This window comes from Glutamicibacter sp. BW80, assembly GCF_002332385.1.
Lineage (GTDB): Bacteria > Actinomycetota > Actinomycetes > Actinomycetales > Micrococcaceae > Glutamicibacter.
The window spans coordinates 1-24,366 of record NZ_NRGV01000017.1; the positions used below are offsets into that span (position 1 = coordinate 1).

At 61.9% G+C, this 24,366-nt stretch carries 22 protein-coding genes; 8 read left to right on the top strand and 14 right to left on the bottom strand.

Annotation, left to right across the window (positions count from 1 at the left end; genetic code table 11):
* Positions 1 to 930, top strand: a 930-nt coding sequence (locus CIK76_RS04245) for a GMC oxidoreductase (protein ID WP_176484081.1), incomplete at its 5' end; no start/stop codon positions are given.
* Positions 931 to 1,029: 99 nt separating this feature from the next.
* Here the strand turns inward: CIK76_RS04245 and CIK76_RS04250 are convergent.
* On the bottom strand, positions 1,030 to 2,019 hold the full coding sequence (locus tag CIK76_RS04250) for an NAD(P)-dependent oxidoreductase (RefSeq protein WP_096283794.1): 990 nt from the start codon (positions 2,017 to 2,019) through the stop codon (positions 1,030 to 1,032).
* Positions 2,020 to 2,032: 13 nt separating this feature from the next.
* Complete coding sequence (locus CIK76_RS04255) at positions 2,033 to 3,130, bottom strand: isocitrate/isopropylmalate dehydrogenase family protein (protein ID WP_096283796.1); 1,098 nt, start codon at positions 3,128 to 3,130, stop codon at positions 2,033 to 2,035.
* Between the two features lie 219 nt (positions 3,131 to 3,349).
* On the opposite strand from CIK76_RS04255, the gene CIK76_RS04260 reads away from it, so the two are divergent.
* From CIK76_RS04260 to CIK76_RS04270, 3 genes are all read left to right on the top strand, one after another.
* Positions 3,350 to 3,994 carry a helix-turn-helix domain-containing protein gene (locus CIK76_RS04260; RefSeq protein WP_096283798.1) on the top strand — a complete coding sequence of 215 codons (645 nt, stop codon included), beginning with the start codon at positions 3,350 to 3,352 and terminating at the stop codon, positions 3,992 to 3,994.
* Positions 3,995 to 4,038: 44 nt separating this feature from the next.
* Positions 4,039 to 5,679 (top strand): ABC-F family ATP-binding cassette domain-containing protein, encoded by a 1,641-nt coding sequence (locus CIK76_RS04265; protein WP_096283800.1) that lies wholly within the window; start codon positions 4,039 to 4,041, stop codon positions 5,677 to 5,679.
* A gap of 175 nt (positions 5,680 to 5,854) precedes the next feature.
* The gene (locus tag CIK76_RS04270) at positions 5,855 to 6,952 is read left to right on the top strand and encodes an acyl-CoA desaturase (protein WP_096283802.1); all 1,098 of its coding nucleotides are present in this window, start codon (positions 5,855 to 5,857) and stop codon (positions 6,950 to 6,952) included.
* Between the two features lie 83 nt (positions 6,953 to 7,035).
* Here CIK76_RS04270 and CIK76_RS04275 read toward each other — a convergent pair whose 3' ends face one another.
* Positions 7,036 to 7,401: an META domain-containing protein gene (locus CIK76_RS04275; protein ID WP_096283804.1), complete on the bottom strand. Its 366-nt coding sequence runs from the start codon at positions 7,399 to 7,401 to the stop codon at positions 7,036 to 7,038.
* Between the two features lie 179 nt (positions 7,402 to 7,580).
* Here CIK76_RS04275 and CIK76_RS04280 point away from each other — a divergent pair, with 179 nt between their 5' ends.
* Positions 7,581 to 8,243, top strand: coding sequence for a phosphoribosyltransferase family protein (locus tag CIK76_RS04280; RefSeq protein WP_096283806.1), 663 nt, complete (start codon positions 7,581 to 7,583; stop codon positions 8,241 to 8,243).
* A gap of 108 nt (positions 8,244 to 8,351) precedes the next feature.
* On the opposite strand, the gene CIK76_RS04285 is transcribed toward CIK76_RS04280, so the two are convergent.
* The 6 genes from CIK76_RS04285 to CIK76_RS04310 all read right to left on the bottom strand — a co-directional run bounded on the left by CIK76_RS04285 (position 8,352) and on the right by CIK76_RS04310 (position 15,694).
* Positions 8,352 to 9,794 (bottom strand): MFS transporter, encoded by a 1,443-nt coding sequence (locus CIK76_RS04285; RefSeq protein ID WP_096283808.1) that lies wholly within the window; start codon positions 9,792 to 9,794, stop codon positions 8,352 to 8,354.
* A gap of 90 nt (positions 9,795 to 9,884) precedes the next feature.
* Complete coding sequence (locus CIK76_RS04290; protein WP_096283810.1) at positions 9,885 to 10,628, bottom strand: TetR family transcriptional regulator; 744 nt, start codon at positions 10,626 to 10,628, stop codon at positions 9,885 to 9,887.
* 75 nt (positions 10,629 to 10,703) lie between these two features.
* Positions 10,704 to 11,690: a hypothetical protein gene (locus CIK76_RS04295; RefSeq protein WP_141393454.1), complete on the bottom strand. Its 987-nt coding sequence runs from the start codon at positions 11,688 to 11,690 to the stop codon at positions 10,704 to 10,706.
* Positions 11,691 to 11,799: 109 nt separating this feature from the next.
* Complete coding sequence (locus CIK76_RS04300; protein WP_096283814.1) at positions 11,800 to 12,714, bottom strand: sugar ABC transporter permease; 915 nt, start codon at positions 12,712 to 12,714, stop codon at positions 11,800 to 11,802.
* Positions 12,714 to 14,309, bottom strand: coding sequence for an ABC transporter permease subunit (locus tag CIK76_RS04305; RefSeq protein WP_096284248.1), 1,596 nt, complete (start codon positions 14,307 to 14,309; stop codon positions 12,714 to 12,716). The genes CIK76_RS04300 and CIK76_RS04305 overlap by 1 nt, the downstream gene beginning before the upstream one ends.
* A 116-nt stretch (positions 14,310 to 14,425) precedes the next feature.
* Positions 14,426 to 15,694 (bottom strand): maltose ABC transporter substrate-binding protein, encoded by a 1,269-nt coding sequence (locus CIK76_RS04310; RefSeq protein WP_096283816.1) that lies wholly within the window; start codon positions 15,692 to 15,694, stop codon positions 14,426 to 14,428.
* A gap of 267 nt (positions 15,695 to 15,961) precedes the next feature.
* Here CIK76_RS04310 and CIK76_RS04315 point away from each other — a divergent pair, with 267 nt between their 5' ends.
* Positions 15,962 to 17,650: an alpha-amylase family glycosyl hydrolase gene (locus tag CIK76_RS04315; protein WP_255248342.1), complete on the top strand. Its 1,689-nt coding sequence runs from the start codon at positions 15,962 to 15,964 to the stop codon at positions 17,648 to 17,650.
* 112 nt (positions 17,651 to 17,762) lie between these two features.
* Positions 17,763 to 18,770, top strand: a complete 1,008-nt coding sequence (locus tag CIK76_RS04320) for a LacI family DNA-binding transcriptional regulator (protein WP_096283818.1) — start codon at positions 17,763 to 17,765, stop codon at positions 18,768 to 18,770.
* Between the two features lie 192 nt (positions 18,771 to 18,962).
* Here the strand turns inward: CIK76_RS04320 and CIK76_RS04325 are convergent, their stop codons facing one another.
* The 4 genes from CIK76_RS04325 to CIK76_RS04335 all read right to left on the bottom strand — a co-directional run bounded on the left by CIK76_RS04325 (position 18,963) and on the right by CIK76_RS04335 (position 21,998).
* On the bottom strand, positions 18,963 to 19,214 hold the full coding sequence (locus CIK76_RS04325; RefSeq protein WP_096283820.1) for a hypothetical protein: 252 nt from the start codon (positions 19,212 to 19,214) through the stop codon (positions 18,963 to 18,965).
* Between the two features lie 19 nt (positions 19,215 to 19,233).
* Positions 19,234 to 19,875, bottom strand: coding sequence for a hypothetical protein (locus CIK76_RS04330; RefSeq protein WP_141393455.1), 642 nt, complete (start codon positions 19,873 to 19,875; stop codon positions 19,234 to 19,236).
* A gap of 611 nt (positions 19,876 to 20,486) precedes the next feature.
* The gene (locus tag CIK76_RS19280; protein ID WP_176484082.1) at positions 20,487 to 20,642 is read right to left on the bottom strand and encodes a hypothetical protein; all 156 of its coding nucleotides are present in this window, start codon (positions 20,640 to 20,642) and stop codon (positions 20,487 to 20,489) included.
* A gap of 15 nt (positions 20,643 to 20,657) precedes the next feature.
* Complete coding sequence (locus CIK76_RS04335) at positions 20,658 to 21,998, bottom strand: MFS transporter (RefSeq protein WP_096283824.1); 1,341 nt, start codon at positions 21,996 to 21,998, stop codon at positions 20,658 to 20,660.
* Positions 21,999 to 22,240: 242 nt separating this feature from the next.
* On the opposite strand from CIK76_RS04335, the gene CIK76_RS04340 reads away from it, so the two are divergent.
* The gene (locus CIK76_RS04340; RefSeq protein ID WP_255248343.1) at positions 22,241 to 22,975 is read left to right on the top strand and encodes a helix-turn-helix domain-containing protein; all 735 of its coding nucleotides are present in this window, start codon (positions 22,241 to 22,243) and stop codon (positions 22,973 to 22,975) included.
* A gap of 77 nt (positions 22,976 to 23,052) precedes the next feature.
* Here the strand turns inward: CIK76_RS04340 and CIK76_RS04345 are convergent, their stop codons facing one another.
* Positions 23,053 to 24,315 carry an MFS transporter gene (locus CIK76_RS04345; protein ID WP_255248344.1) on the bottom strand — a complete coding sequence of 421 codons (1,263 nt, stop codon included), beginning with the start codon at positions 24,313 to 24,315 and terminating at the stop codon, positions 23,053 to 23,055.
* Positions 24,316 to 24,366 lie beyond the last annotated feature (51 nt).

Sequence of the window (24,366 nt, forward strand, 5' to 3'; positions counted from 1 at the left end):
CGGGAGAACTTCACGCTGCTCACCGGGCTGCAGGCGCGGAAGCTGAACTTCGATGCGGGCAAGCGCTGCACCGGGGTGGACGTGGTCGACGGGGCGTTCGGGCGCACTACCACGCTGCACGCGGCCCGCGAGGTGATCCTCTCGGCCGGGGCGATCGATTCGCCGAAGCTGCTGATGCTTTCGGGGATCGGTCCGGCCGAGCATCTGGAGTCGGTGGGCGTCGAGGTGCTCCTCGACGCGCCGGGGGTGGGCGAGCATCTGCAGGACCACCCCGAAGGGGTGATCCAGTGGGAGGCGAAGCAGCCCATGGTGGAAACTTCCACCCAGTGGTGGGAGATCGGGATCTTCACCCCCACGGTGCAGGGGCTGGATCGTCCGGATCTGATGTTCCACTACGGGTCGGTGCCTTTTGATATGCATACCCTGCGCCAGGGGTATCCGACCGGGGAGAACACCTTCTGTCTGACTCCGAATGTTACGCATGCCAAATCCCGGGGTACGGTGCGGTTGCGCAGCTGCGATTTCCGTGACAAGCCGAAGGTCGATCCGCGTTATTTCACCGACGTCCAGGGCCATGATGCGCGGGTGATGATCGCCGGGATCCGCAAGGCCCGGGAGATCATCGGGCAGCCGGCGATGGCCGGTTGGGCTGGGGTGGAGCAGTTCCCGGGCCAGGGTGTGCAGTCCGATGCGGAGATCTTCGATTACCTCAAGCGCACGCATAACACCGTGTATCATCCGGCCGGGTCGGTGCGGATGGGGGCTGTGGAGGATGTGATGTCGCCGTTGGATCCTCAGCTGCGGGTTAAGGGGGTGTCCGGGTTGCGGGTGGCCGATGCGTCGGTGATGCCGGAGTTGGTGACGGTGAATCCGAATCTCACGGTGATGATGATCGGTGAGCGCTGCGCCGAACTGATCCGCGGCAGCTGATCCGCGGCAATCGGGGGTGCCGCCGGATGCCCGGCGGCACCCCCGCTTCAAGTTGTGCCACCATTGCCAACGGCCAATTGATCGTTGGCCTTGCGGCCGCTAAACCGCTTGGATCTCCGGCGCACGCTTGGTCGCCGTGATCACCCCACGCGGGACCTCCCCACGCAACACCGCATCGAGGTTCTCCCACACGGTCTCGATGCGCCGCGCCACGTTTTCCCAGCCCACACCGGCCATATGCGGGGTGCAGAGCACGCTCTGAAGCTCCAGCAGTTCGCTGTTCAGGCTCAGTGGCTCGCTTGCGAACACGTCCAGTCCGGCTCCGGCGATTCGCCCTTCGCGCAGCGCCTGGATCAGCGCTTCCTCATCGATCACCTCGCCGCGCCCGACGTTGACCAGCACGCTGCGCGCGTTCATCTTGGCCAGTTCTTCGCGGCCGATCAGCTTCTCCGAGTCGGCGTTCAGCGGAAGATTCACGCAGACGACGTCCGAGACGCGCAGCAGTTCATCGAGCGAGACCTGCTTGGCGGAGATCAGCTCGGAGACGGTCAGCGGGATTTCGGCGTTGTCGTAGAAGACCACGTTCGCCCCGAAACCGTGATGCACCACCTTGCCCACCCAGCGCCCGATATTTCCCAGCCCCACGATGCCCACGGTCTTGCCGTAGAGCTCCGAGTAGGAGGCTTCGTCCAGGTCTTGACGCCATTTGCCTTCGCGCAGCGCCGCGGTGGAGGCCGGGATGCGGCGCAGCAGGGTGAGGATCAGGGTGAGCGCGTGCTCGGCGACGGAGATCGAGTGGGTTTTCATCTGCGCGACGGGAATGCCCAGGTCGTTGAGCACCTCCAAGGGCAATTGCCCGTAGCCGGAGCTCATGTACTGGATGAACTTCGCCTTTCCCGCGGCCCGGAAGACTTCTTCGGGGATTTCGATGCCCGCGATAATGAAGTCGGCTTCCGCCGCTTCGCGGCACATGCGCTGGACCGAGGTGCCGGCGGGCAGCACGGTCAGCTGGAACCCCGCCGGAGTGGAGCGTTCCAGCCCGTCGATGTAGTCCTTCAGCGGGTTCAGAAAAAGTACCTTCTGATTCATCTTCCGTACCTTTCTAGAAGCTCTGGGTGGATAGCTTGGCGGTGGACTTCAATGCCTGGAGCACCGCGTCGGTGACTTGTCCGGTGCTGGCGGTGCCGCCGATGTCCTTGGTGCGCGGCCCGCTGGCCAGCACCTGTTCCACCGCTTCGTTGATGTGGCGTGCGGCTTGCAGGCAGGCGGCATCTGCGCGGCGTTCGCCAAGCCAGTTCAGCATCATCGCGGCGGAGAGTATCATCGCGATCGGGTTGGCGATGCCGGTCCCGGCGATATCCGGGGCACTGCCGTGCGAGGGCTGGAAGACCCCGTGGCTCAGGCTCACATCGGCCGAGGGGGCCACGCCCAGCCCGCCGACCAGCCCGGCGGCGATCTCCGAGGTGATGTCGCCGAAGATGTTCTCGCTGACGATCACGTCGAAGCGTTCCGGATCGGTGACCAGGTACATCGAGCCGGCATCGATGTAGAACTTGTTGCTCTCGATGTCGGTGTTCTTCGCGGCCACCTCGTCGAAGACCTTCTCCATCAGCACATTGCTGCGCAGCGCATTGGACTTGTGCAGCAGGGTGACCCGTCCCGGGGTGCCGCGCGTGCGCCGGGCGCGGGCCTCGGCGAAGGCCACGTCGAAGAGTTTCTCGCAGGTGGCGCGGGTTATGGTCATCCGGTCGGAGGCCTGCTCATCGCTGGGCTCGTGGGCATCGTGGAGCCCGGCGAACATCCCCTCGGAGGTCTCGCGGATGACCAGCATGTCCACGCTTTCGGCCTTCACCGCGGTAGGCACCCCGGCGAAGAGCTTCACCGGGCGCAGGCTGGCGAAGAGTTTGTAGTGCGCGCGCATTTCCACCTGGGCGCCGAGCTCCAGGCCGTGCTCGTCGCGCACGCTAGGAAGTCCCATGGCACCGAAGAGCACCGCATCGGTTTCGCCTATCACGTCCATGTCCGCCGCGGTGATCTTGCGTCCGGTGCGTCGGTAGAGGTCGGCGCTGAAGTCATAGGTGGTGTAATTCAGCTTCAGGTCGAACTGCTTTTCGCATTCGCCGAGCACCGTCAGTGCGGAGTCTAGGACCTCGGGGCCGATCCCGTCGCCGGGGATCACCGAAATTTCGTACTGCGCCATAACTTTCCTGCCTTCGACGATCATTCCCACCTTATGGGAAATTGTTGCTATTTAGTGGGAACACGATAGCAGGGGGTGAGGGGAATCACCAGCCCGTAGCGCGGCATTTCCGCTCTTGATTGCACCCCTCGATTTCCCATACAGTAGGAACTAGTTACCTCCAAGTGGCAATAACCGCCGACCGGGACGGTATTTCCCTCCAGTGAAAAGGCCAAGCACTTGTCCGAGACCACCGCAAACCGCCAGCTCGACCGCATCTGCCTGATTCTTGACGCGCTGGAATTCGGCGACGCCACGGCCAGCGAATTAGCCCGACGCACCGGGCTGTCAACCTCCACCGCACACCGGTTGGCGCTGAATCTGGCCGAATACGACTTCCTGCGCCGCGAACCCTCGGGCAGCTTCAGCCTCGGCCGGCGCTTTGTGCGCAGCCGCCTGGAAATCGTGGGGCTCAGCTACCTGACCGAGCTGCGCGACACCACCGGGGAGACCGCGCAGCTGTGGATCCGCCGCGGAGACTCGCGCGTCTGCGTCGCCTCGGTCGACTCGCGGCACGAGCTGAAAGCCACCCTGCCCGTCGGCGCCAGCCTGGCCCTGCCCCACGGCTCCAGCGGCCGGCTGCTGGCCTTCGATGCCGCGGCCATTTCCGCGGTGGAAGCCAACGGCTGGGTGGAATCGGTGGGACTGCGCACCCCGGGCCTCGGCTCGGTCAGCGCGCCGATCACCCAGAAAGACCACGTGGTGGCCTCCATCTGCCTGGCCATGCCGCTCTCGCGCTGCGCGGTCTCCCCCGGCGCGGACCACGGAGCGCTGGTGGCCCACACCGCCGCGCAGATTTCCCAGGCCTTCGCCAACCAACGCTAGGGGCGTGCGCGAGCGCGCGGCGAGAAGAACCTAAACTTGAAGCCATGACTGCAACACTGGTGGCCAAGGACCTTGCCGGGGGCCACGCCGATCGAACCCTCTTCTCCAATCTCAGCTTCACGCTCTCCCCCGGAGAGGTCTATGGCATCGTGGGCGCCAATGGCGCCGGCAAGACGACCTTGCTGCGGCTGCTGGCGGGGGTCGACGAGCCGATGGTCGGGAGCGTATCCACCGCCCCGGACGGCGCGTTCATCGGCTGGATGCCGCAGGAGCACGAGCGGATCGCCGGCGAATCCATCGCCGCGTACCTGGCCCGCCGCACCGGCTGCGCGCAGGCCACCGCCGCCATGGAAGCCACCGCCGAGGCGCTGGGCTCCGGGGATCCCGGGGCCGATGACGCCTATGCGGTGGCCTTCGAGCACTGGATGGCCTCCGGGGCCATGGACCTGGAGGACCGCGCCCCGGGCGTGCTGGCGGAGCTCGGCTTCGAGCTGCCCATCGACTCGCTGATGACCGCGCTGTCCGGCGGGCAGGTGGCGCGCATCGCGTTGGCCGCCCTGCTGCTCTCGCGCTTCGATCTGGTGCTGCTCGACGAACCCACCAACGATCTGGACCTGGCCGGACTGCAGCGTCTGGAAAGCTTTATCACCTCGCTGCGCGCGGGCGTCGTGCTGGTCTCCCACGACCGCGAATTCCTGGCCCGCTGCACCACCGGCATCGTGGAGCTGGATCTGGCGCAGAACCAGGTCGCGGTCTACGAGGGCGGCTACGACTCCTATCTGGAGGAACGCGAGATCAACCGCCGCCATGCCCGCGAGGCCTACGAGGAGTTCGCCGGCAAGAAGGCCGATCTGGTCTCCCGGGCCCGCACCCAGCGCGAATGGTCCTCCCAGGGAGTGCGCAACGCGATGAAGAAGAACCCGGACAACGACAAGCTGCGCCGCAAGGCCTCCAACGAGTCCTCCGAGAAGCAGGCGCAGAAGGTGCGCCAGATGGAATCGCGGATCAAGCGCCTGGAAGAGGTGGCCGAACCGCGCAAGGAATGGGTGCTGCAGTTCGAGATCGCCGCGGCCGAGCGCTCCTCCTCCGTGGTCTCCACGCTCAACGAGGTCGCTTTGGAGCGCGGGCATTTCAGCTTCGGCCCGCTGTCCATCCAGCTGAACGCCGGGGAGAAGATCGGCATCACCGGACCCAACGGCGCCGGAAAATCCACGCTGCTGAACCTGCTGCTGGGCAAGCTGACCCCGGATTCGGGCACCGCGACGCTGGGCACCTCGGTAGCCATCGGCGAGATCGACCAGGCGCGCAGCTACCTGCCTGAAGAGCTGCCCCTGGGCACCGCCTTCGAAAATGCCGTGCCCGAGATGACCTCGGCCGATGCACGCACCCTGCTGGCGAAATTCGGGTTGAAGGCCAACCATTCGGCCGCCCTGGTCGGCGCGCTCTCCCCCGGGGAACGCACCAGGGCCGGCTTGGCGCTGCTGCAGGCGCGCGGGGTGAACCTGCTGGTGCTCGACGAGCCCACCAACCATCTCGATCTGCCCGCCATCGAACAGCTCGAAGCGGCGCTGGAAAGCTACGAAGGCGCGCTGCTGCTGGTCACCCACGATCGACGGATGCTGGAAAATGTTCGTTTGGACGCGCGCTGGGAAATCTCCGACGGCCAGCTCACCGTGCGCCACTGACCGGGCGCGGTCCTCTTGCCACTGGCTTAGGCAGCAAATACGATCGAAACAATTCGGAATTCTGCCCGCCGGACAGTCAGTTCACAGATATTCAACGTAAGCTTTTAAATATGGGAGCCGAGTTTTTCAGTTCTTTCGACTGTAAGGTCGACGCCTATACCCCAAGGATATTTACATGAGTAGCAGTTCAGTCATGGAGTCCACGTCACCTTCGGTCAAACCCGGTGATCCGAAAAGCTTCTTCCACGTGAAGAAGCTCGTCGCCGATGCCGGTTTGGTCCAGCGCCGCCGCGGCCACTACCTCGGCGTGGCGATCGTCTTAACCGTCCTGCTGGGCGGCACGATTGCCGGATTCGTCCTGCTGGGAGACAGTTGGTTCCAGCTGCTTATGGCCGGCGCCTTGGGCCTCTTGCTGACCCAATTCGCCTTCCTCGCCCACGAAGCGGCGCACCGCCAGATCCTGACTTCGTCAAAGGGCAATGACAAGCTGGGCCAGTTCCTGGCCAACATTGTGGTCGGCATCAGCTACCAGTGGTGGATGAACAAGCACAATAAGCACCACGCCACACCGAACACCATCGGCAAGGACCCGGATATCGAGTGGGACACCATCTCGTTCCAGACCGAAGATGCCAAGCGCCAGCGTGGTGTGCTCAAGTGGATCACCGAGCGTCAGGGATACCTGTTTTTCCCGCTGCTGACCATGGAAGGCCTCAACCTTCACATGCTCTCGATCAAGTACCTGTTCCGCGCGAACCGGGTGAAAAACCGCAAACGTGAAATGTTCTCCATCGCGCTGCGCATCGTGATCTACCTGGCCGCGATCTTCTACTTCCTGCCAATCGGCATGGCCTTCGCCTTCATCGGCGTACAGCTGGCAGTCTTCGGCGTCTACATGGGTGCGTCTTTCGCACCGAATCACAAGGGCATGCCCATGATTCCGCAGACCGCACGCATCGACTTCTTCTCCCGGCAGGTTCTGACCGGGCGTAACATCATGGCGAAGTCCACCTGGGGCAACCGCATCCTGTCGCATGTCTATGGCGGGCTGAACTACCAGGTGGAGCACCACCTGTTCCCGTCGATGCCACGCGCCAACCTGGCTGCCGTGTCCAAGATCGTACGCCAGTACTGCGAGGACCACCAGGTTCCGTACACCATCGCCACCGTGCGTGAGTCCTACTCCCAGGTCATCACCTACCTGAACAAGGTTGGCCTCTCGGCCCGCGACCCATTCGATTGCCCGATGGTCACCGGTTTCCGAACCATCTAGTTTTCCCGCACCACGCAAAGCCTCAGGGGAGGATCCATTTCGGATCCTCCCCTGAGGCTTTTTGCCGCCGCTTGGGCCCTTGGCTACTCACCGCGTTTCAGCGTGCCGACCTCCGCATTATCCGCGTCCAGGACGAGCATATTATCGCCCGAGACCTGGGCGGCCACCGCGGAAGCCAACCACGGGTCGATTCCCGGGCAATACATCTTGGTGCTGCTCAGCTGCTCGAAGCGGATCTCGCCGTCGGCCTCGCTCCATTGCCCGGCGATCCGATTGCAGCCATCGTTGCCCGACACCATTCCATCCTCGGCCAGCTCAAGCCACGGACTGCCCTGCGCCTGCTCGCCCCAGAGCCCGGCAGGGTCCGCGCCCGCCCCGGAGCTACCGGCGCAGGAGGCAAGGCTCACCGCAAGGAGCGGCATCACTAGAACTGCTAGAAATCGCTTCATAGTCCCAGCGTAGAACGAGGCGGGCGGCGATCCAACGAAGTAGCAATAATTCGTGGCCCGCACCCGGCACACCCCGATGGATTGCCCAGCTTGGCCGGCTGCGCCCGGGGCGCAAGGACTTCTTCGCCCGTTCTTTCGGCCCCCTTTCGCCCTTGGCCAGAAGCGCGCAGACTAAGAGGATGGGTACCGAAGCAGCACCGATGTTCGCCGATCGCCACGATGCCGGCAGGCAGCTGGGAGTTCGGCTCGCCAGCAACCTGCCGCCGGCAAACTACCTGGTCGCCGGCTTGCTGCGCGGAGGAGTGCCGATCGCCGCCGAGGTCGCCGAGGCGTTAGGTGCCCCGGTGGCCGCGATGACGGTGCGCAAATTGGGGGTTCCGGGCTTTGCCGAGACGGCCTTCGGCGCGCTGGCCAGCTATCGCGGCAGCCTCGCAACCTACCTCAACCCCGCGATCCATGCCCAGGTGCTCGCCGACTTCGGACGGTCCACGGTGGAGAAGGTGGAAGGCCGCGCCCGCACCGAGGCCGACCGGCTAGCACGGGTCTTCGCCGACTACGCTCCCCCGCTAGCAGGAGCCACCCTCGTCCTATGCGACGACGGGCTGGCCACCGGGGCCACGATGAAGGCGGCCCTGCTGCTCGCCCACCGGCTCGGCGCCCACCGGCTGATCGCCGCCGTGCCGGTGGCCCCGGCAACGTCGCCCGAGGAATTGGCCGAATTCTGTGATGAGTACTTCGCGTTGCACCTCCCGCAGTATTTTGGCGCCGTGGGCCGGTTCTACGACCGATTCGATGCCACCAGCGAGCAACAAGCGCTCGCCCTCCTGCGCGCAACAAGTTGAGCACGCACGACAGCTGCCATCACCCGACCCGGGGTGATCGAGGCCTCCACAAAGTTGAACTTCAGCAGCAAGCCGATGAAGCCGGCAGCAGCGCTTTCGAGCGGTCGCTTAGGCGATCGAGATCAGGTCCCGGTGCCCTTTGCGCTGATCGATAATGGCGACAAACATGGTGATCAGCACCAGCAGCGCGATGGCTACGAAGGAGAAGCTCATCGCGTTGGTCCAGCCGGACAGATGGTTCACACCGTAGAAGATCGCGGTGATCATTGCCAGGCCCACTGCGGTGCCGACACGCTGCGAGGTCTGCATGAGCCCTCCGGCGCTGCCGGAGTTTTCCACGGGAACTTCCATCAGCGTCAAGGTCTGGTTCGGGGAAATAATGAATCCCTGCGCGATGCCGATGAAGGCCAGCGAGAGCATCATCCACCAGATGTTGAGCAGACCCCGTGCTTCGAGCTCCACCACCATAATCGTGGCCAGCAGGCCGAACAACGCGCTGCCGGCGCCGAAGACGATCAGCTTGCGTCCGACACTCATCACGTAGTTTCCCGCCAGCTGGGAACTGACTGCCGAGAGCAAGGCCGCCGGCAGGCAGATCAGCCCCGCCTGCAGGGCGCTGAAGTCCAGCGCGCTTTGCACATAGATGGCCACCAGAACCCAGACGCTGCTGACTCCCATGAAGTACAGCCCGGCGATCAGGCTTCCGTTGGTGAAGCTGGAAATCTTGAACAAGGACAACTCGACCATCGGGGCGCGTCCGCGCGCCTTGTACTTCTTCTCCCAGTGCACCCAGAAGACCAAGATCCCCAGGCCCACGACGAGCAGCGCCCACAGGGCGGGGTTTTCGCGCCCCTGCACAAAAGGCAGCAGGAAGGCGAGAAGGCCGGCCGCCAGCAATATGCCGCCCACCGGGTCCAGATCCAGCTTTCCGGTGCCGCGCACGAGCAGCGGTCGGGGAAGCCACAGCAGGGCCAAGAGCACGGCGATGATGCCCACCGGTACGTTGATCAAGAAGGTCCAGCGCCACCCGGCATCGGGGCCGAGCCAGCCGATGAGGAAGCCGCCGAGCACCGGGCCGATCGCCACGGAGACGCCGATGACGGTACCGAGCAGCCCGTAGGCGCGTCCGCGTTCGGGGCCCTTGAAATGCTGCTGGATCATGCCCATCACCTGCGGGTTGAGCAGCCCGGATCCCAAGCCCATAATGAATCTGGCAATGTTCAGGCTCGTTGGGTCCGGCGCCAGGCCAGCGAGGATGGATGAGAGCGTGAAGATGACCACGCCGGCAACGAACACCACGCCGCGGCCCAGCACGTCTCCGGCACGGCCGGCGGCCACCAGCACCACACCGAAGGTCAGCGCGTAGCCGGCCAGCACCCACTGCATATCGGCTTCGGAGGCACCGAGGGTGGTCTCGATCGATGGCAGCACCACGTTCACGATGCTGACGCTGACCAGGGACATGAACATGGTCGCCAGCAGCACCCAGAGCAGTCGCCAGCGCGCGCCGGACGACAGCGGTTCCGGTACCGTCAAAGATCGCTCGGGCATAGTCCAACTTTCCACGATTTAGCTGCGCCAGCGGCGGTGGCCGGATGGCGTGCACAAGTAGTTCAGCGCACGGAGTCGAGAACTTATTCCCTAGTGGGAGGCCACGTTCTTGGCCAGGATTGCTTCGATCGCGATGATGCGCAGTTCGATCAGGTCCTCGAACATTTCGTCGCTGGTTTGGCCGGGCAGCTGCAGCGCCGCGCGGCATTGCGGCGCGGCCACCTGCGCGGCGGCATCCAGCCGCGATTCTGGCATCACGCGGGTGACAAGTTCTTTATGCTCTTCGGGCAGCCGGTCATAGGTGTAGTCGAAGCGCAGCCCGAAGCCGAGCACATCCTGTTCCAGTGCGCGAACCATGGTGACCGCGGTGTTCAGCGGCAAGTTGATATCTACGTAGAACTGGAGCAATCTCTCAACCAGCAGCGCATGCCGTGGACCGATGGTCACATTGACGTTTTCCTCCATGCCCACCAGTGAGGCCCGCGGGAACGCCCGATGGAGCCGGCGCGATTCGGCATAGGCCATGCGTACGCTCGCCTGCCAGTGCGCCGGATCAAAATCGATCAGCGGCGCCTTGTCCAAGAAGAGCTCCACCGCGAGGTTGATGATTTCCTGGCGGTCCTTGACGTAGTTGTAGAGCGCGCGCGGGGTCACGTTGAACTCGGCGGCCAGGCGGTGCATGGTCACCGCCGCGAAGCCTTCGTCCCCGGCGATGGACAGCGCCCGTTCGACCAGATCCTCGCGGGCGAATGTGGTCCAGTTGGAATCCTTGCGTGGGCGGCCGCGCCCGCGCTTTGCAGAAATCTCCGGTGGCTGGTTTGTGGCTTCGCTCATAGCAACAGTCTAGGCCTAGACAGCGCCCGCTTTCGGTATCTCGCCGGCCTACCGGTTTTTATCGCAACAATGGGTCTAATACAGCGCCAGCAGCTTGCGTGCCCGCTCGTGCCAGAGATTTCCGGCGAGCGCCAGATGCCCTACGGCGAACGCGACGCCTCCGGAAGCCCATGGGCCGATGAGCGCCAGCGAGCCGATGGAGTTGAACGCGGCGACCAGGCCGGCGGCGATCACCAGAATGCCGACGCTGACCAAGAGGATGTGCGCCCACCATTGGCGGGTGGGCAGCAGCACCGCGAGCAGGCCGAGCAGGCTCGCCGGACCGATGATCAGCCAGCCGTTCAGCTCACTGGTGCGCAGCCCCGCGGAAACCACCCAGACCCCGGTGGCCAGCACGAGCAATGCCCCGGCGATCAGCCACAGCGGGCCGGGCCGGGCCATGGAGCCGCGCATCATGATCAGTGGAGTGAGCACCTGCGCCCAGAGCAGCACGGTGATGGGCAGGAAGAAGAGTCCGATGCCCGAGGACCCCACGACCACCACGAGCGTCATGAAGCTCGCGCCAAGCAACCCGATGACCGTGGAGAAAATGTTCTGCAGGTAAAGGCCCACCACGCTGAGCAGCACCGGCAGGATCGCCACCCAGATCACCTGCGCTCCGACCAGCGCTTCGAGCCGCGCTAGTCCCCCGTTCGCGCCGTCGGCGAAGGGCGTCCAGTCGCCGGCGTTTCCCGGTGCCGCAATGGGGCCGAAGTACACCACTACGGTGGTGAGCAGCGCGAAGGCGAGGATCGGCCAGCCGAGGATGCGGTTCAGGAATTCCTTGCCGCTGCGCACCTGGAGCGCCTCGGGTGCGGTGCGCTGGAATTTCGCCGCGCGCATGCCCGCGGTTCCCAGCTGTTCGATCAGCTCAACCTGGGTGCGGCCACGCCCCGGGAGCTTGTGGATTTTTGCTCGGGTCTGCTCGATGATCTTATTTCGTTCCGCAGGAGTCAGGTGGCTCAACTCGTGGCGCAGCTGCTCCACATATTTGCGCGAGGCTCGGGGAAGGCGTGACTTCATGGGGCTTACTTTACGCGGTGGACCGGCCAGTTTCGCGAAGGCGGATGGGACACCGCGTTTGCAGTGTCCCATCACGTGGCAGTCCCTTTTCAGGGCGATCGGCAGGCGCCTATTTTCCGGCCCCTGCGGTCAGCCCGCCAACGATGTACTTCTGCAGGAAAAGGAACAGCGCCATCACCGGGATCGCGGCGAGCACCGCACCGGCGGCGAACACCGACCAGTTTGAGGTGAACTCCTCGGAAACGTAGGAGTACAGGCCCACCGCCAGGGTCTGGTTTTCAGGGGAGACCAGGATGACCGAGGCGATCACGAAGTCCGAGGTGCTGGAGATGAAAGACAACAACCCGACAACAGCCAGGATCGGAGCGACCAGGCGCAGGATCATGGTGAAGAAGATGCGGGCATGGCCTGCACCATCGATCTTTGCCGCCTCATCGATTTCCACCGGGACGGTGTTGAAGAATCCGTACATCAGGTAAGTGTTCACACCCAGTGCGCCACCGAGATACACCATGATCAGTGCGATCTGGTTATCAATGCCCAAGACAGGGAAGACATCGCCCAGGGAGGACAGCAGGATGAAGATTGCCACCACGGCCAGCAGCTGCGGGAAGATCTGCACGACCAGCAAGCTGACCAGGCCAAAGCGGCGTCCGGTGAAGCGCATGCGCGAGAAACTGTAGGCGGCCAGGGCTCCGAGGAACACCGAGGCAGCCGCCGTGGTCAAGCCGATCACCAAGGTGTTCACGAACCAGGCGCCGAAGGGACGCTGCTCATTTTGGAACAGCTCCACATAGCTGTTGAAGCCGATGGTGCTGAAGAAGCCATTGGAGGAGAGCAAGGTGCCGTTGGGGTTCAGCGACGCGGAGAGTACATAGAGCAGCGGGAAGGCCGCGTAGATGCACAGCGCCACACCGATCAGGTGCCGCCAGCCGGTGGAAGTGAACCATTTGCCAAAGCTCTGGCGTGGTGCACGCGGTGCCGGTGCACTGCCTGCTTCCTTCCCGATGATTTCGGTGCTCATTAGTTCAGCTCCTCTAGTGCCTTGGTCTGTTTGAAACTGATGATCGAGATGATGGCGACGATCACGAAGATGATGATGGAGAACGCGCTGGCCAGCCCGTAGTCACGCTGGGAGCCAACGAACGCCACCTTGTAGACCATGGAAATCAGGATGTCGGTGGAACCCACGTTCAATCCCGCATCCTGCAAGCGCGGGCCGCCCTCGGTGAGCATGTAGATCACGTTGAAGTTATTGAAGTTGAACGCGAAGGAGCTGATCAGCAGCGGCGCGACCGAGACCAGCAGCAACGGCAGCTTGATCAGGCGGAAGATCTGGAAAGGCTTGGCACCGTCAATGGTGGCCGCCTCGGAGAGTTCATTGGGGATGGACTGCAAGGCTCCGGTGCACACCAGGAACATGTATGGGAAGCCCAGCCACAGGTTCACCCAGAGCACCGAGAACTTCGCCAGCCAGGGATCGGTCAGCCAGGGGATTTCGGCCCCGCCGAAGAGCACCTGGTTCACGAATCCGAAGTCGCGGTTGAGCATGCCAGCCCAGACCAGGCCGCCGAGGAACGCAGGGAATGCGTAGGGCAGGATCGAGATGACGCGGTAGATCTTCCGTCCCTTCATGCGCATGTCATTGAAGACAATCGCCAGGAACAGTCCCAGGAAGAAGGTGGTGGCGACCGAGAGGAACGCGAAGGCAAAAGTCCACACGGTGACCGAGAACAGCGCGTTGCGAATCGAGGAATCGGTGATCGCCCGAGTGAAGTTATCGAATCCGACGTTGATGGACCAGCCGGGCATCAGCTGCGAGCCGTCTTCGGCGGTGTAGGCGCCGACTCCGGTGTCCTTGTACACCACACCGGTGGCCTTGTCGGTCATGGTGTCGGCGGCCTCGTCGTATTTGATGGACGAGGTGTATTGGTAGGCGGTGCGGCCATCGCTGGTGCGCAAGGTGCCATCTGCCGGGTTCTCGGTGAAGGGAACGGTCAGCGACGTCACTTCCTGCTGGCGCCCCAGCAAATCGGCGAAAGCCAATTCGCTGTAGTCCCCCAGTCCCGCCGGGTCTACCGGGGCAAATGGTTCATCGGCATCGCCAAGCAGCTGCTGGCCATCGCGCTCGATGAGCATGGCCAGCCCGTCCTGCCCCTCAAGGATGGACACCGGGTAGCCGGCCGATCCTTCGACGCGGTTTTGGTTGGACTGCAGCAAGGCGCTGATTGCATCGTCCTTGTCCGAGTTATGCCCTGAACCGTAGTTGGTGAAGGCAATGTACCCGGTGTAGCCGATGACGAACACCTGGAAGATCAGCAGGAAAATGGTGCCCGGCAGCAGGTACTTTGCCGGCAACCAGCCGCGCTTGAAGTAGACCACGTTGATAGCCACGGTAGTCACCGCGATAACCGAGGCGATCACCCAGGCTTCGCGTCCCAAGGCGGTGAAGATCGCGAACACTGCGGTCGCATCAACGATCGCCACCAGGATGATCTTGGCGAGCATGGCGCCAACCGAAGTATTGGTGGAGTTGGCGAAACGCCGGGCTGTTGGCGAGAGCGGCGGCTTCTGGGTCTCGGTGCCGGATTGCGCGCCCTGGCGGGCAGTCTTTGTCATCGTGAAGATGTCCCTGTCGATCAAGTGCAGATGGTGCTGGTGAATTCATGGTGCTGGAGCCAAAAGGCTTTCCTTCGGGCTCCAGCACTGAATATTGGGCCTGGTGGCAGGCGGTACTACTTGGAGATGGCCTTTTCGATATCTTCGGTCATCTGCTTCCAGCGCTTAGCTGGATCAGCCTTGCCGGTGATGATCTCAGCCTCGGCTACGCCCCAGAACTCCCACACGGCAGCCATTTCCGGGATGTTCGGCATGGGCACGCCGTTGGCGCCAACTTCACCGAAAGCGGCGATGGTTTCATCGGACTTCGCGGCTTCGAAAGCTGCCTTGTTTGCTGGCGGACGGTTGCCCACTTCGTACAGTTCGGTCTGGACTTCTTCGTTACCGATGTAGTTGGTCAGGAACTCGGTAGCTGCCAGCAGGTTCTCGGTCTTCGCCGAAACGAAGAAGCCCTGGACTGCTACGAATGGCTGGGCTTCTTCGCCACCGGCCGACGGGATCGGATCGATTTCCAGGTTGATATCAGCATCTTCAACTGCTTCAACGTTCCATGGTCCGGTCAGGAAGAACGGCGAGTCTCCGGAGACGAACTTCTCCTTGGCGATATCGCCATCTATGGAGGTCTTCAGGTTGCCTTCTTCGCCTTCTTCAGCCAGCCACTTGGCGAATTCAATGCCGTCTTCATTGCCGATCTGCAGGTCTGCCGGGTCGTAGGCCCCGGACTCATCGGTGCCGAAGACCGGTGCGCCGAAGGAGGTCTGGAATGGGTAGGCATGGAATGGATCGCCTACGTCAGTGACCTGGACCAGGAATGGGAATTCGGTGTCGGCCTTTTCGCCGGCGGCAATCATGTCATCGAAGGTCTTGGGAGCTTCCTTGACCAGATCCGCATTGCGCAGCAGGGCCAGGTTCTCGGTGGCGTAGGGAACGCCGTAGGTGTTGCCTTCGTAGCTCATCGCGTTCACGGCGACGTCCTGGAATTCGCCGGCCTTGTCGCCCAGCTCAACTGGCTGGACTACGCCGTTGTTGACCAGGTTGCCCAGCCAGTCGTGGGCACCGATGGTGATATCCGGTCCCTTGCCGGTTGGAACCTGGCGCAGGAAGTCTTCCTGGATCTTGGAGAAGTCCTTGATCACGAGGTCAACCTTGACCCCGGACTGCTTCGCGAAGTCAGCTGCCGCTTCCTTGAGCACTGGCTCGCGGTTGGCATCGACCCAGACGGTCAGCTTGCCGCCGGAGGCCGCAGCTGGCGAGGATTCAGCCGCTGCGGGGCTGGAGGAAGCTGCTGGCGCGTTGGAGCCAGACCCGCCGCAAGCGGTGAGCGAGAGTGCGGCAATGGCCGTGAGCGCTCCGCCGAGAAGCCAAGGGTTCTTATTCACCTTCATGGGATGTCCTTTCGTGACAACTGCGTCCTGAGGGACCTGTCTGGCAGCGTGTTCCGCTTTTTCGCCGGTCGGGTCTAAGTGTGATGCGAGCTACACATTTGTTGTAAGCGTTTACAGCGTGTCACAGATCATGGAAATTGACAAGAACGCCGATGAAATCAGTTTTAAACACCCAGTGAATATAGATCAAGACCTCACATCGAGGTCAATCTGCAAGAAAAATTGCAAACGTTTACATTCTCCGTGGAATCATTTATCGTTACCGTCATGACTTCAATTCCTTCCACAGCAGATTCCCCTGTGCAGCCCGAAGATTCCCAGTGGTGGCGCTCCTCGGTGATCTACCAGATCTACCCGCGTTCCTTCGCCGATTCCAATGGCGATGGCATGGGCGACCTGCGTGGCATCACCCAGCGCCTGGAAAGCATCGCTCAGCTTTCGGTCGACGCCATTTGGCTCTCGCCATTCTTCACGTCCCCGCAGAAGGACGGCGGCTACGATGTCTCGAACTACTGCGACATTGATCCGCTGTTCGGAACCTTGGAAGACTTCGACACGATGGTGGCCCGAGCCCACGAACTGGGGTTGCGCGTCATCATCGACTTGGTCCCTAACCATTGCTCGGACCAGCACCCATGGTTCCAGGCCGCACTCAAGGCAGCTCCGGGCTCTCCTGAACGCGATCGCTTCGTCTTCAAGGACACCCCGGAAACCGGCCACCCGAATAACTGGGAATCCGTCTTCGGCGGCCCGATGTGGACCGAAACCAAAAATGCTGATGGCAGCACCGGCCAGTCCTACCTGCACATCTTCGATTCCTCGCAGCCGGACTTCAACTGGCACAACGAGGAAGTACGCGCAATGTTCCGCGATGTCCTGCGCTTCTGGCTGGACCGCGGCACCGATGGCTTCCGCGTCGACGTGGCCCACGGATTGATCAAGGCCGATGGGCTTCCGGACTTCACCCCGGACCCCACCGCCGCATCCATGGGCGGCACCGAGGAACTGGCTCCATGGTGGGGCCAGGAAGGCGTGCACGAGATCTACCGCGACTGGCGCAAAGTCATGGACGAATACGAGGGCAATCGCGTGCTCTGCGCCGAGGCCTGGGTCAACCCCCTGTCCTTGATGGCCAAGTGGGTTCGCAATGACGAAATGCACCAGGCATTCAATTTCCCGTACCTCTCCTGCGACTTCGATGCCCAGCAGATCCGCCACACCATCGATGAGTCCCTGGAAGAATTCGGCAAGGTCGGAGCCCCGAGCACCTGGGTGCTCTCCAACCATGACGTGGTGCGCCACGCCACCCGTTTGGCCTTGAGCGCCGATAACCCGCAGGGTGATGGCATCGGCCCGCGCACTCCAAACCTGCCAGCACCTGAAGTCGGCTTGCGCCGTGCGCGTGCTTCGAGCTCGCTGATGCTTGCCCTTCCGGGTGGCGCCTACATCTACCAGGGCGAGGAACTGGGTCTGCCAGAAGCCATCGACCTGCCAGATGAAGCACGCCAGGACCCAACCTGGTTCCGTACCAACGGCGAACGCTATGGCCGTGACGGTTGCCGTGTGCCGCTTCCATGGGAAAGCCGCAAGCCTGCCTATGGCTTCAGTGACAGCGGCGAAAGCTGGTTGCCGCAGCCAGCGAACTGGGATTCCTACGCCCGCGACGCGCAGGTTGATGACAAGTCCTCCACGCTGAACCTGTACCGCCGCCTGCTGCAGCTGCGCCAGGATCACGCACTGGGCACCGGTTCGCTGAACTGGGTCGAAGGCACCGAGGACGATGTCCTGGCCTTCGCCAACGGCAACGTGCTGGTGGTAGCCAATTACGCACAGACCCCGCTGCCATTGCCAGCTGAGGCGCAGGCAGCCACCGAGCTGGTGCGCAGCCAGGAGCTGGATTCGGCCGAAGCTGGAATGATTCCGGGCGAAACCACCATCTGGTTCCAGCTGGACTAGTCGGTAACTGAAAGTACCGGCAGCAGCCGCACCGGGTATTGTTGGGCAGTAGCCGTGGCTATGGGAAGCGTTTCCCCCAGCCACGGCTTCGCCCGTGAAGGAAGGAAGAGAAGTGGCCGGGATCAAAGACGTCGCACAAGCCGCTGGAGTATCCATTGCCACCGTCTCACGAGCATTATCTGGACGTGGTTCGGTCTCAGCTGCCGCGCAGGAGGCAGTGCAGCGCGCCGCCGCCGAATTGGGCTACGTGGTCTCTTCCTCTGCATCCGGTCTGGCTTCGGGGCGCACCCGCAATATCGGTGTGCTCGTTCCGGTGATCAACCACTGGTTCTATGCCTGCGTGCTGGAAGGCATTTCCAGCCGGCTGATGGATGAGGGCTACGACACCACCCTTTACCAGCTGACCCAGGACCGTGCCCAGCGCGAGAAGATCTTCTCCGATTTCCTGCTGCGCCAGCGCGTTGACGCGGTAATCGCGGTCAACGTCGAATTAGCCGATGAGGAGGTCCAAGCCTTGCTGGCTGTGGACAAGCCATTGGTTGGCGTCGGCGGCCCGCTTCCAGGGGTGCCAACGCTGCACGTGAATGATGAAGCGATTTCGGCTCTGGCCACCGGGCACCTGATTTCTTTGGGCCATGAACGCATTGGCTTTATTGGCGGCAACGCGGAAACCGATGTGGACTTCATGATTCCCACCCACCGCCGCGCCGGGTACGAGCAGGCGCTGGAGCAGGCAGGGTTGCCTATCGATGAGTCGCTGATCGTGAGCGCCGATTTCTCCATGACCCAGGGCTATGCGGTGGCCAAGCAGCTGCTGGGCAATCCTGCTTCCCGGCCTACCGCGGTCTTTGCCGCCAGCGATGAGATGGCAGTCGGCGCGATTCTGGCCGCCCGCGATCTGGGCTTGCAATTGCCTCGCGACCTGTCGGTAATCGGCGTGGATAACCACGATCTTGCCGAGCTCTTTGGCTTGACCACGGTGGAGCAGCGGCCGCATGAACAAGGGCAGCTGGCGGTTGCCATGCTGCTGCGTGCGATTCGCGGTGAAGAGCCGGCACAGGCCCATGAATTGGATCATCGGCTGATTGTGCGTTCCTCCACCACCCGCCCCGCCCAGTAACCGGCCCAGGAATTCCCGGGTCCCGCATGCCGGTTGCCAAATCGACGCTGACCTCTCGTTGTCCTACATCGCTCTTAGCCGCTGGGCAAACTGCTAAAAATGATCAAAGGGGCATGCCAACGATGGAATATCGTTGCCATGCCCCACAGCTCGGTTATAGCCTTGTGGCTAATCCAAGTCTCGAAGCTTAGTTCATTTTTGGGCTGATGACGCTTTCTTCTTCCTGCGTTCGCGGCCGTTCTCGATGAACAATTCGACAATCAGGAATAGCACGCCAGCACCAACCATAATGAAGAATACGCGAATGCCCTCAGCAGGACTTTCGAATACTCCGCTGAGGAGCCCAGACAACAATGCCGTTGGCACTGCAATCAGGACGAGTATCACAACAGCAATGAGAATCGCAGTTGCTCTTTTCGACAACGACCGGAAAAAATCTTTCATTCGTCTATCCCTTCAGGAGTTAGAAAAGTTCCTTAATAGCACATTTTCCTACCGGTATTGCGATGACCGTCACGATGCCACCGGGAAGCACTGAATTTGCCGCCTTCTTGATGATCAGTTTGGCAACCTTAGGAGAAATTTTTTTAAGTCTTTCGTAAGCAATTGATGAAGCTTTCCGCCACTGCTTACTCTTGAGTGCCTTGCGCACTTTTGGTTCTGCGAATACTTTGGCAAGCTCAACTGCGGCTTTGATTCCCATTTCTTTCGCAACACACGAGCCGAAGGAATTCCAATCCCAGGATACGGCAGCACGACCTATTTGACCTCCGGCAGCGATCTGGCTTGAACTGACGCTCAAACCATCTTCAGCCATAGCGAGTTTCTGAACAAGTTGATCTACGTCCATCCTGTAGAAAGAACCGTCAGGAAGCGTGACACCTCCCGTAGCATCCAATTCCGCAAATTCTTTTGCCGACTGCTCAATGAAAGCTCGTTCTTCTTCGGGTGTGACGGTCACGTTGTCATAATCCGAGAGGTCCGCCGTAAGAGGCGCGGTCGTACCTATCTGAGCCTCCCAGGATTTCCCAGATTTTTCACCTGCGATAGCGGGTGACGTGCCTATCATTGCTATTCCAAGCGCAACGATCAGGCTTATTGCCACGCTTTTTTTCGGCGTTGATTATTCATACCAAGACTCTCTGTCATGGGCCCAAGACTCATCATTGGGCCTAGCAAACGTGCTTACCGTTTGCGAGTGTGCCAATATAGGTCGATGCCCCATAGCCTGGTTGCAGGCCCTCCACTATCGAAATATATCAACTTTCAGAATCATATACAGATCTCTACCTTAAAACAAGCATGTCAGACTGTCAGCGACTAAAAAGCAACACAATCAACGAATTTGATGTATTTAACTATGAAGCCTTAAGAGTGCAACCGTGATTTCTCAGAACGGTGACATGCTCTTTACGAAGCCCTCGGCACTTGTCCGACCAGCTCGTAAGTGGAGCCTTCTCTGCTACGGCGTCTATCACTGATCCGGAAAGAAGCCTTGGTGTGCTCAGCAGTCGAACAACCACCATCCATTTGCTGCGACAAGCAGATTGCAAAATCTGGTCATTCGCAACTCCAGATAGCGGTTAAAGTCAGCTAGCGGGATGCAACCCAGTATGCGACGGATGTCCTCGAATGATTCAACTAGCTAATCCCGTGGTTTCTGGGTTGTAATACCGCGTACACGCATGAAAATCCACTGCGATCGTGGGGGCAATTTCACAGTCCAAGTTCCGGGAGCATTCCTTGTGGACCAGCGATCTTGTAACGGTCTCCCACCGCCGCATCCGCCCACTGATCGGCAAACCACCGGTCGCCAGACGCGCAAATGCCCGCGCGGGCCAGGATCGCTTGATCGCTTGCCTGCGCGGGCATTGTACTGCCGCGAAACTAGTGCGCCACGCGCGAGTCGGCCTGTTCGCCCTCGATTTCTTCCACGTGCAGGTTGCGTCCACGAGTCTCGCCCACCCAGAGCACCGCTGCCACGGAGATCACGGTCAGCACCATGATGTAGATGGCAATCGAGATCGAAGCGCCGGTGGTCTCCAGCAGGATCTGCGCTACGGTAGCCGCGAAGGCACCGCCGAGGATGGCACCGATGGCATAGCCAATGGAGATGCCCGAGTAGCGGATATGTGCTGGGAACATTTCGGCGTACATTGCCGACTGCGGACCGTAGGACAGGCCCAGGCCAACGGTCAGCACGAAGATCGCAACACCGTAGAGCACAATATTTCCGGTGTCGACCAGCAGGAACATCGGGATCATCCAGACGAACACCAGCGCATAGCCGATCACGAAGGTATTGCGGCGTCCGATCCTGTCCGAAAGCCAGCCGCCGACCAGGGTGAAGATCAGCCAGCCGACCGAGCCGATGGTGGTCGCCAGCAGGATCGGCGCGAGCTCCATCCCCAGCACCTTGGTGGTGTAGGAGATGAAGAACGCGATCACCAGGTATCCGGCGGCGTTGTTGGAGACGAAGATCAGCGCCGCCTGCAGTACCTGCTTGAGGTTCGTGTTCATCAACTCGCGCAGCGGCGTGTGCTCCGAAGCCTTGCGCTGTGCCATGGCTTTGAAGACCGGGGATTCCTCCACGGCGCGGCGGATCATGTAGCCGACAATAATCAGCACCACCGACAGCAGGAATGGAATGCGCCAGCCCCATGACTGGAACTGCTCGGGAGTCATCGACACACGCAGGATGAACAGCAGCCCGGTGGCCAGAATCATGCCGATGGGCACACCGATCTGCGGGAAGGCACCGAAGTAGCCGCGCCGGGCATTCGGTGCATGCTCCACGGCCATCAGCGCCGCTCCGCCCCATTCGCCACCGGCCGAGAATCCCTGGACCACACGCAAGAGCACCAGCAGGATCGGTGCGCCGATGCCGATCGCAGCATAGGTCGGCAAGAGGCCGATCAGCGAGGTGGCCACGCCCATGAGGATCAGGGTCAGCACCAGGATCTTCTTGCGGCCGTAGCGGTCGCCCAGGTGGCCCGCCACGACGGCGCCCAGCGGACGGAAGAAGAAGGAAATGCCGATCATGGCGAAGGAAAGGATCTGCGCCAGCGCCGGGTTCGATTCACCCAGCGGCTCCAGGAACAGCGGAGTCAGCAGCGTTGCGGTGAGCTGAGCGAAAATGAAGAAGTCATACCACTCGATGGTGGTACCGACCAGGGTGCCGGCGAGAACGCGCCGTTCTTCCTGGGTGCGGGATACGGTTGTAGACATGTGCGAGTGTCCTCAGCTGGAGATGCGAGTAAATACCGACCGTTCGGACGGGTAACAAACCAATAGTAGATTACGAGTGATCATCCTCACAAGCCAACGAGGTGCGGGCCACGTTTCGGGCTGTTGCGCCACGGAGGATTCAGCAGACCGCTAGGCCAGGGAATTCAGAAAAAGAATTCGCCGTTCGGATAGAGAACCCTTAGACTCGCTGTGAGAACTACTAGCGTCGAGCCCAAGGCGATTTGTCCCTCGGTATTTCCGGCGGCAGCGCCGGAATGAAGAAGATGTCATCCTCGCAAACTTTGTCTCGTGGTATCCGGGTCTTGGAAATCGTTGCGGACTCCACGGTCAATCTGACCATTGCGGAAATCGCCGCCGAGCTCGACGTGCACCGTTCCATCGCCTACCGGATATTGCGCACCCTGGAAGAGCACCGCCTGCTCAGCCGCGACGACGCCGGCCGGATTCGAACCGCCTCGGGATTAGCCGTGCTCGCCCGGTCGGTGCAGCGCGACCTGCAAACCGCCGCGATGCCGGAGCTGACCAAGATCGCCAACGAGCTATCGATGACCGCCTTCATCGCCGTCTGGGAGCATGACATGTGCACCACCTTGCAGTCGGTCGAACCGCTGCACTCGCACCGCGCCATCGTGCACCGCCCCGGTTCGGTCCACGGCATGGATATCGGAGCCCCGGGGATCGCGATCCAGTCCAAATACACGCGCGGCCAATGGGACGCGATGCAAACCGGTATCGAGTATCGGGAGCCAGCACGCACCGCACGCATCGAGGGGTACGCCACCAGTGAGGATGAAGTGATCCAGGGGGTCACGGCCATTGCGGTGCCCATCACCCACCACGGGCCAACCCCTGCGGCGATCGCGGTAGTCTTCGCCACCAGCACCGTCAATGACCGCGAACGCATTGTCCGCGCGCTCAAGGAAGCTGCGCTGAACATCGGTGACGAGCTGGACTAAAGGAAGCACAAAGCACCGCAGATGAGCGAAGGCTCCTTCCCGTGCGGGAAGGAGCCTTCGCTGATCTCAACGTTGCGCTAGCGCACGCGTGACAAGGACGGCGCACGGGAAACGATCAGCTTCATCGCCAGGGCCGCGAGCAGAATCAGGAATGCGGCCGCGCTGGAGACCCAGAAGGCCCCGAGATAGCCTGCCGAGTCGGCGAGCAGCCCGGCCAATCCGTTGCCGATCGAGGTACCCACCACGATGCCCGCCGACAGCAGCGTCATCACGGTGGACAGCAACTTCGGCGGAGCGACCTCACCGCCGAGGGTCATCACCGTCACGATTACCGGCCCCACCGCGAAGCCTGCGACGAACAAGGCCAGCAGCATCCATGGGACGGTTGCCGCAAAATGCAATCCGAAGCTGGCGATAGTCAGCGCCAAGCCGCAGGTGATCCAGCGGTTGATCTGGCTGAACCCTTGCGGCCAGGCGGCCACGGACACGGCAGCCAAGGCGCTGGAAATTCCCATCGCTCCGTAGAGCAGTCCGCCCTGGTTCGAGTCCCCCTGGGCGCCGGCAAAGGCGAGGGTGCCCGCGGCCGATGAGCCAAAGACGGTGCCCAATCCGATCATGCCCAAAACCAGTGCGCCGATCGCGGCGAGCCGGGCACGACCGATACGGACCTTTCCGGTCGGCGCGGTGGCGGCGTGCAGCTTCACTGCGTCACCGGTGCGGTGCTTGGCAAAGACCGGGACGAGCACCACGGTGAGTACCGCGGCAATCAACAATGGCAAGGTGGGGTGCAGCAGCGAGGCCAGCAAGCCAACGGCCACCGGACCAAAGACGAAGCCGAGCTCGTCGAGCATGGATTCCAGGCTGAGCGCGGCGGTGAGCACCTTCGGGTTTTTCTTCTGCTGGCGAGTCATCGAAATCCAGCGCACCCGCGACATCGGGCCGACCTGCGGTCCGGTGGCCCCGGCAAGCAGGGAAATCAGCACGAGCACGCCGACCACCATGCCCGCACCGCTGTTTCCATACCAGGTGAGTATGAGCAGCAAAATGGTGTGCAGGATCGCAGCCGGAATGAGGACCGGGCGCTGGCCGAAGCGGTCAGCCAGATAGCCGAGGGTCGGTCCGCCGATCGCCGAGCCCAAGCCGACCATAGCGGCGCTCAGGCCGCCGAGTGCATAGGAACCCGAGGAGGCAGTCACCAGGGTCATGGACCCGATGGTGAGCATTGCCAGCGGAAGCCGGGCAAAAAAAGATAATGGAAGGTACGCGGTACCAACCATCGGAACCAATGATGCAAAACCTGGTTTAGGTTCGATGATTTCGTTTGGTTCGTTGGACAACATATGTTGAGTCAACAATTCTCCACAACAAAGCGTGTGTCGTCCCACGCCCCC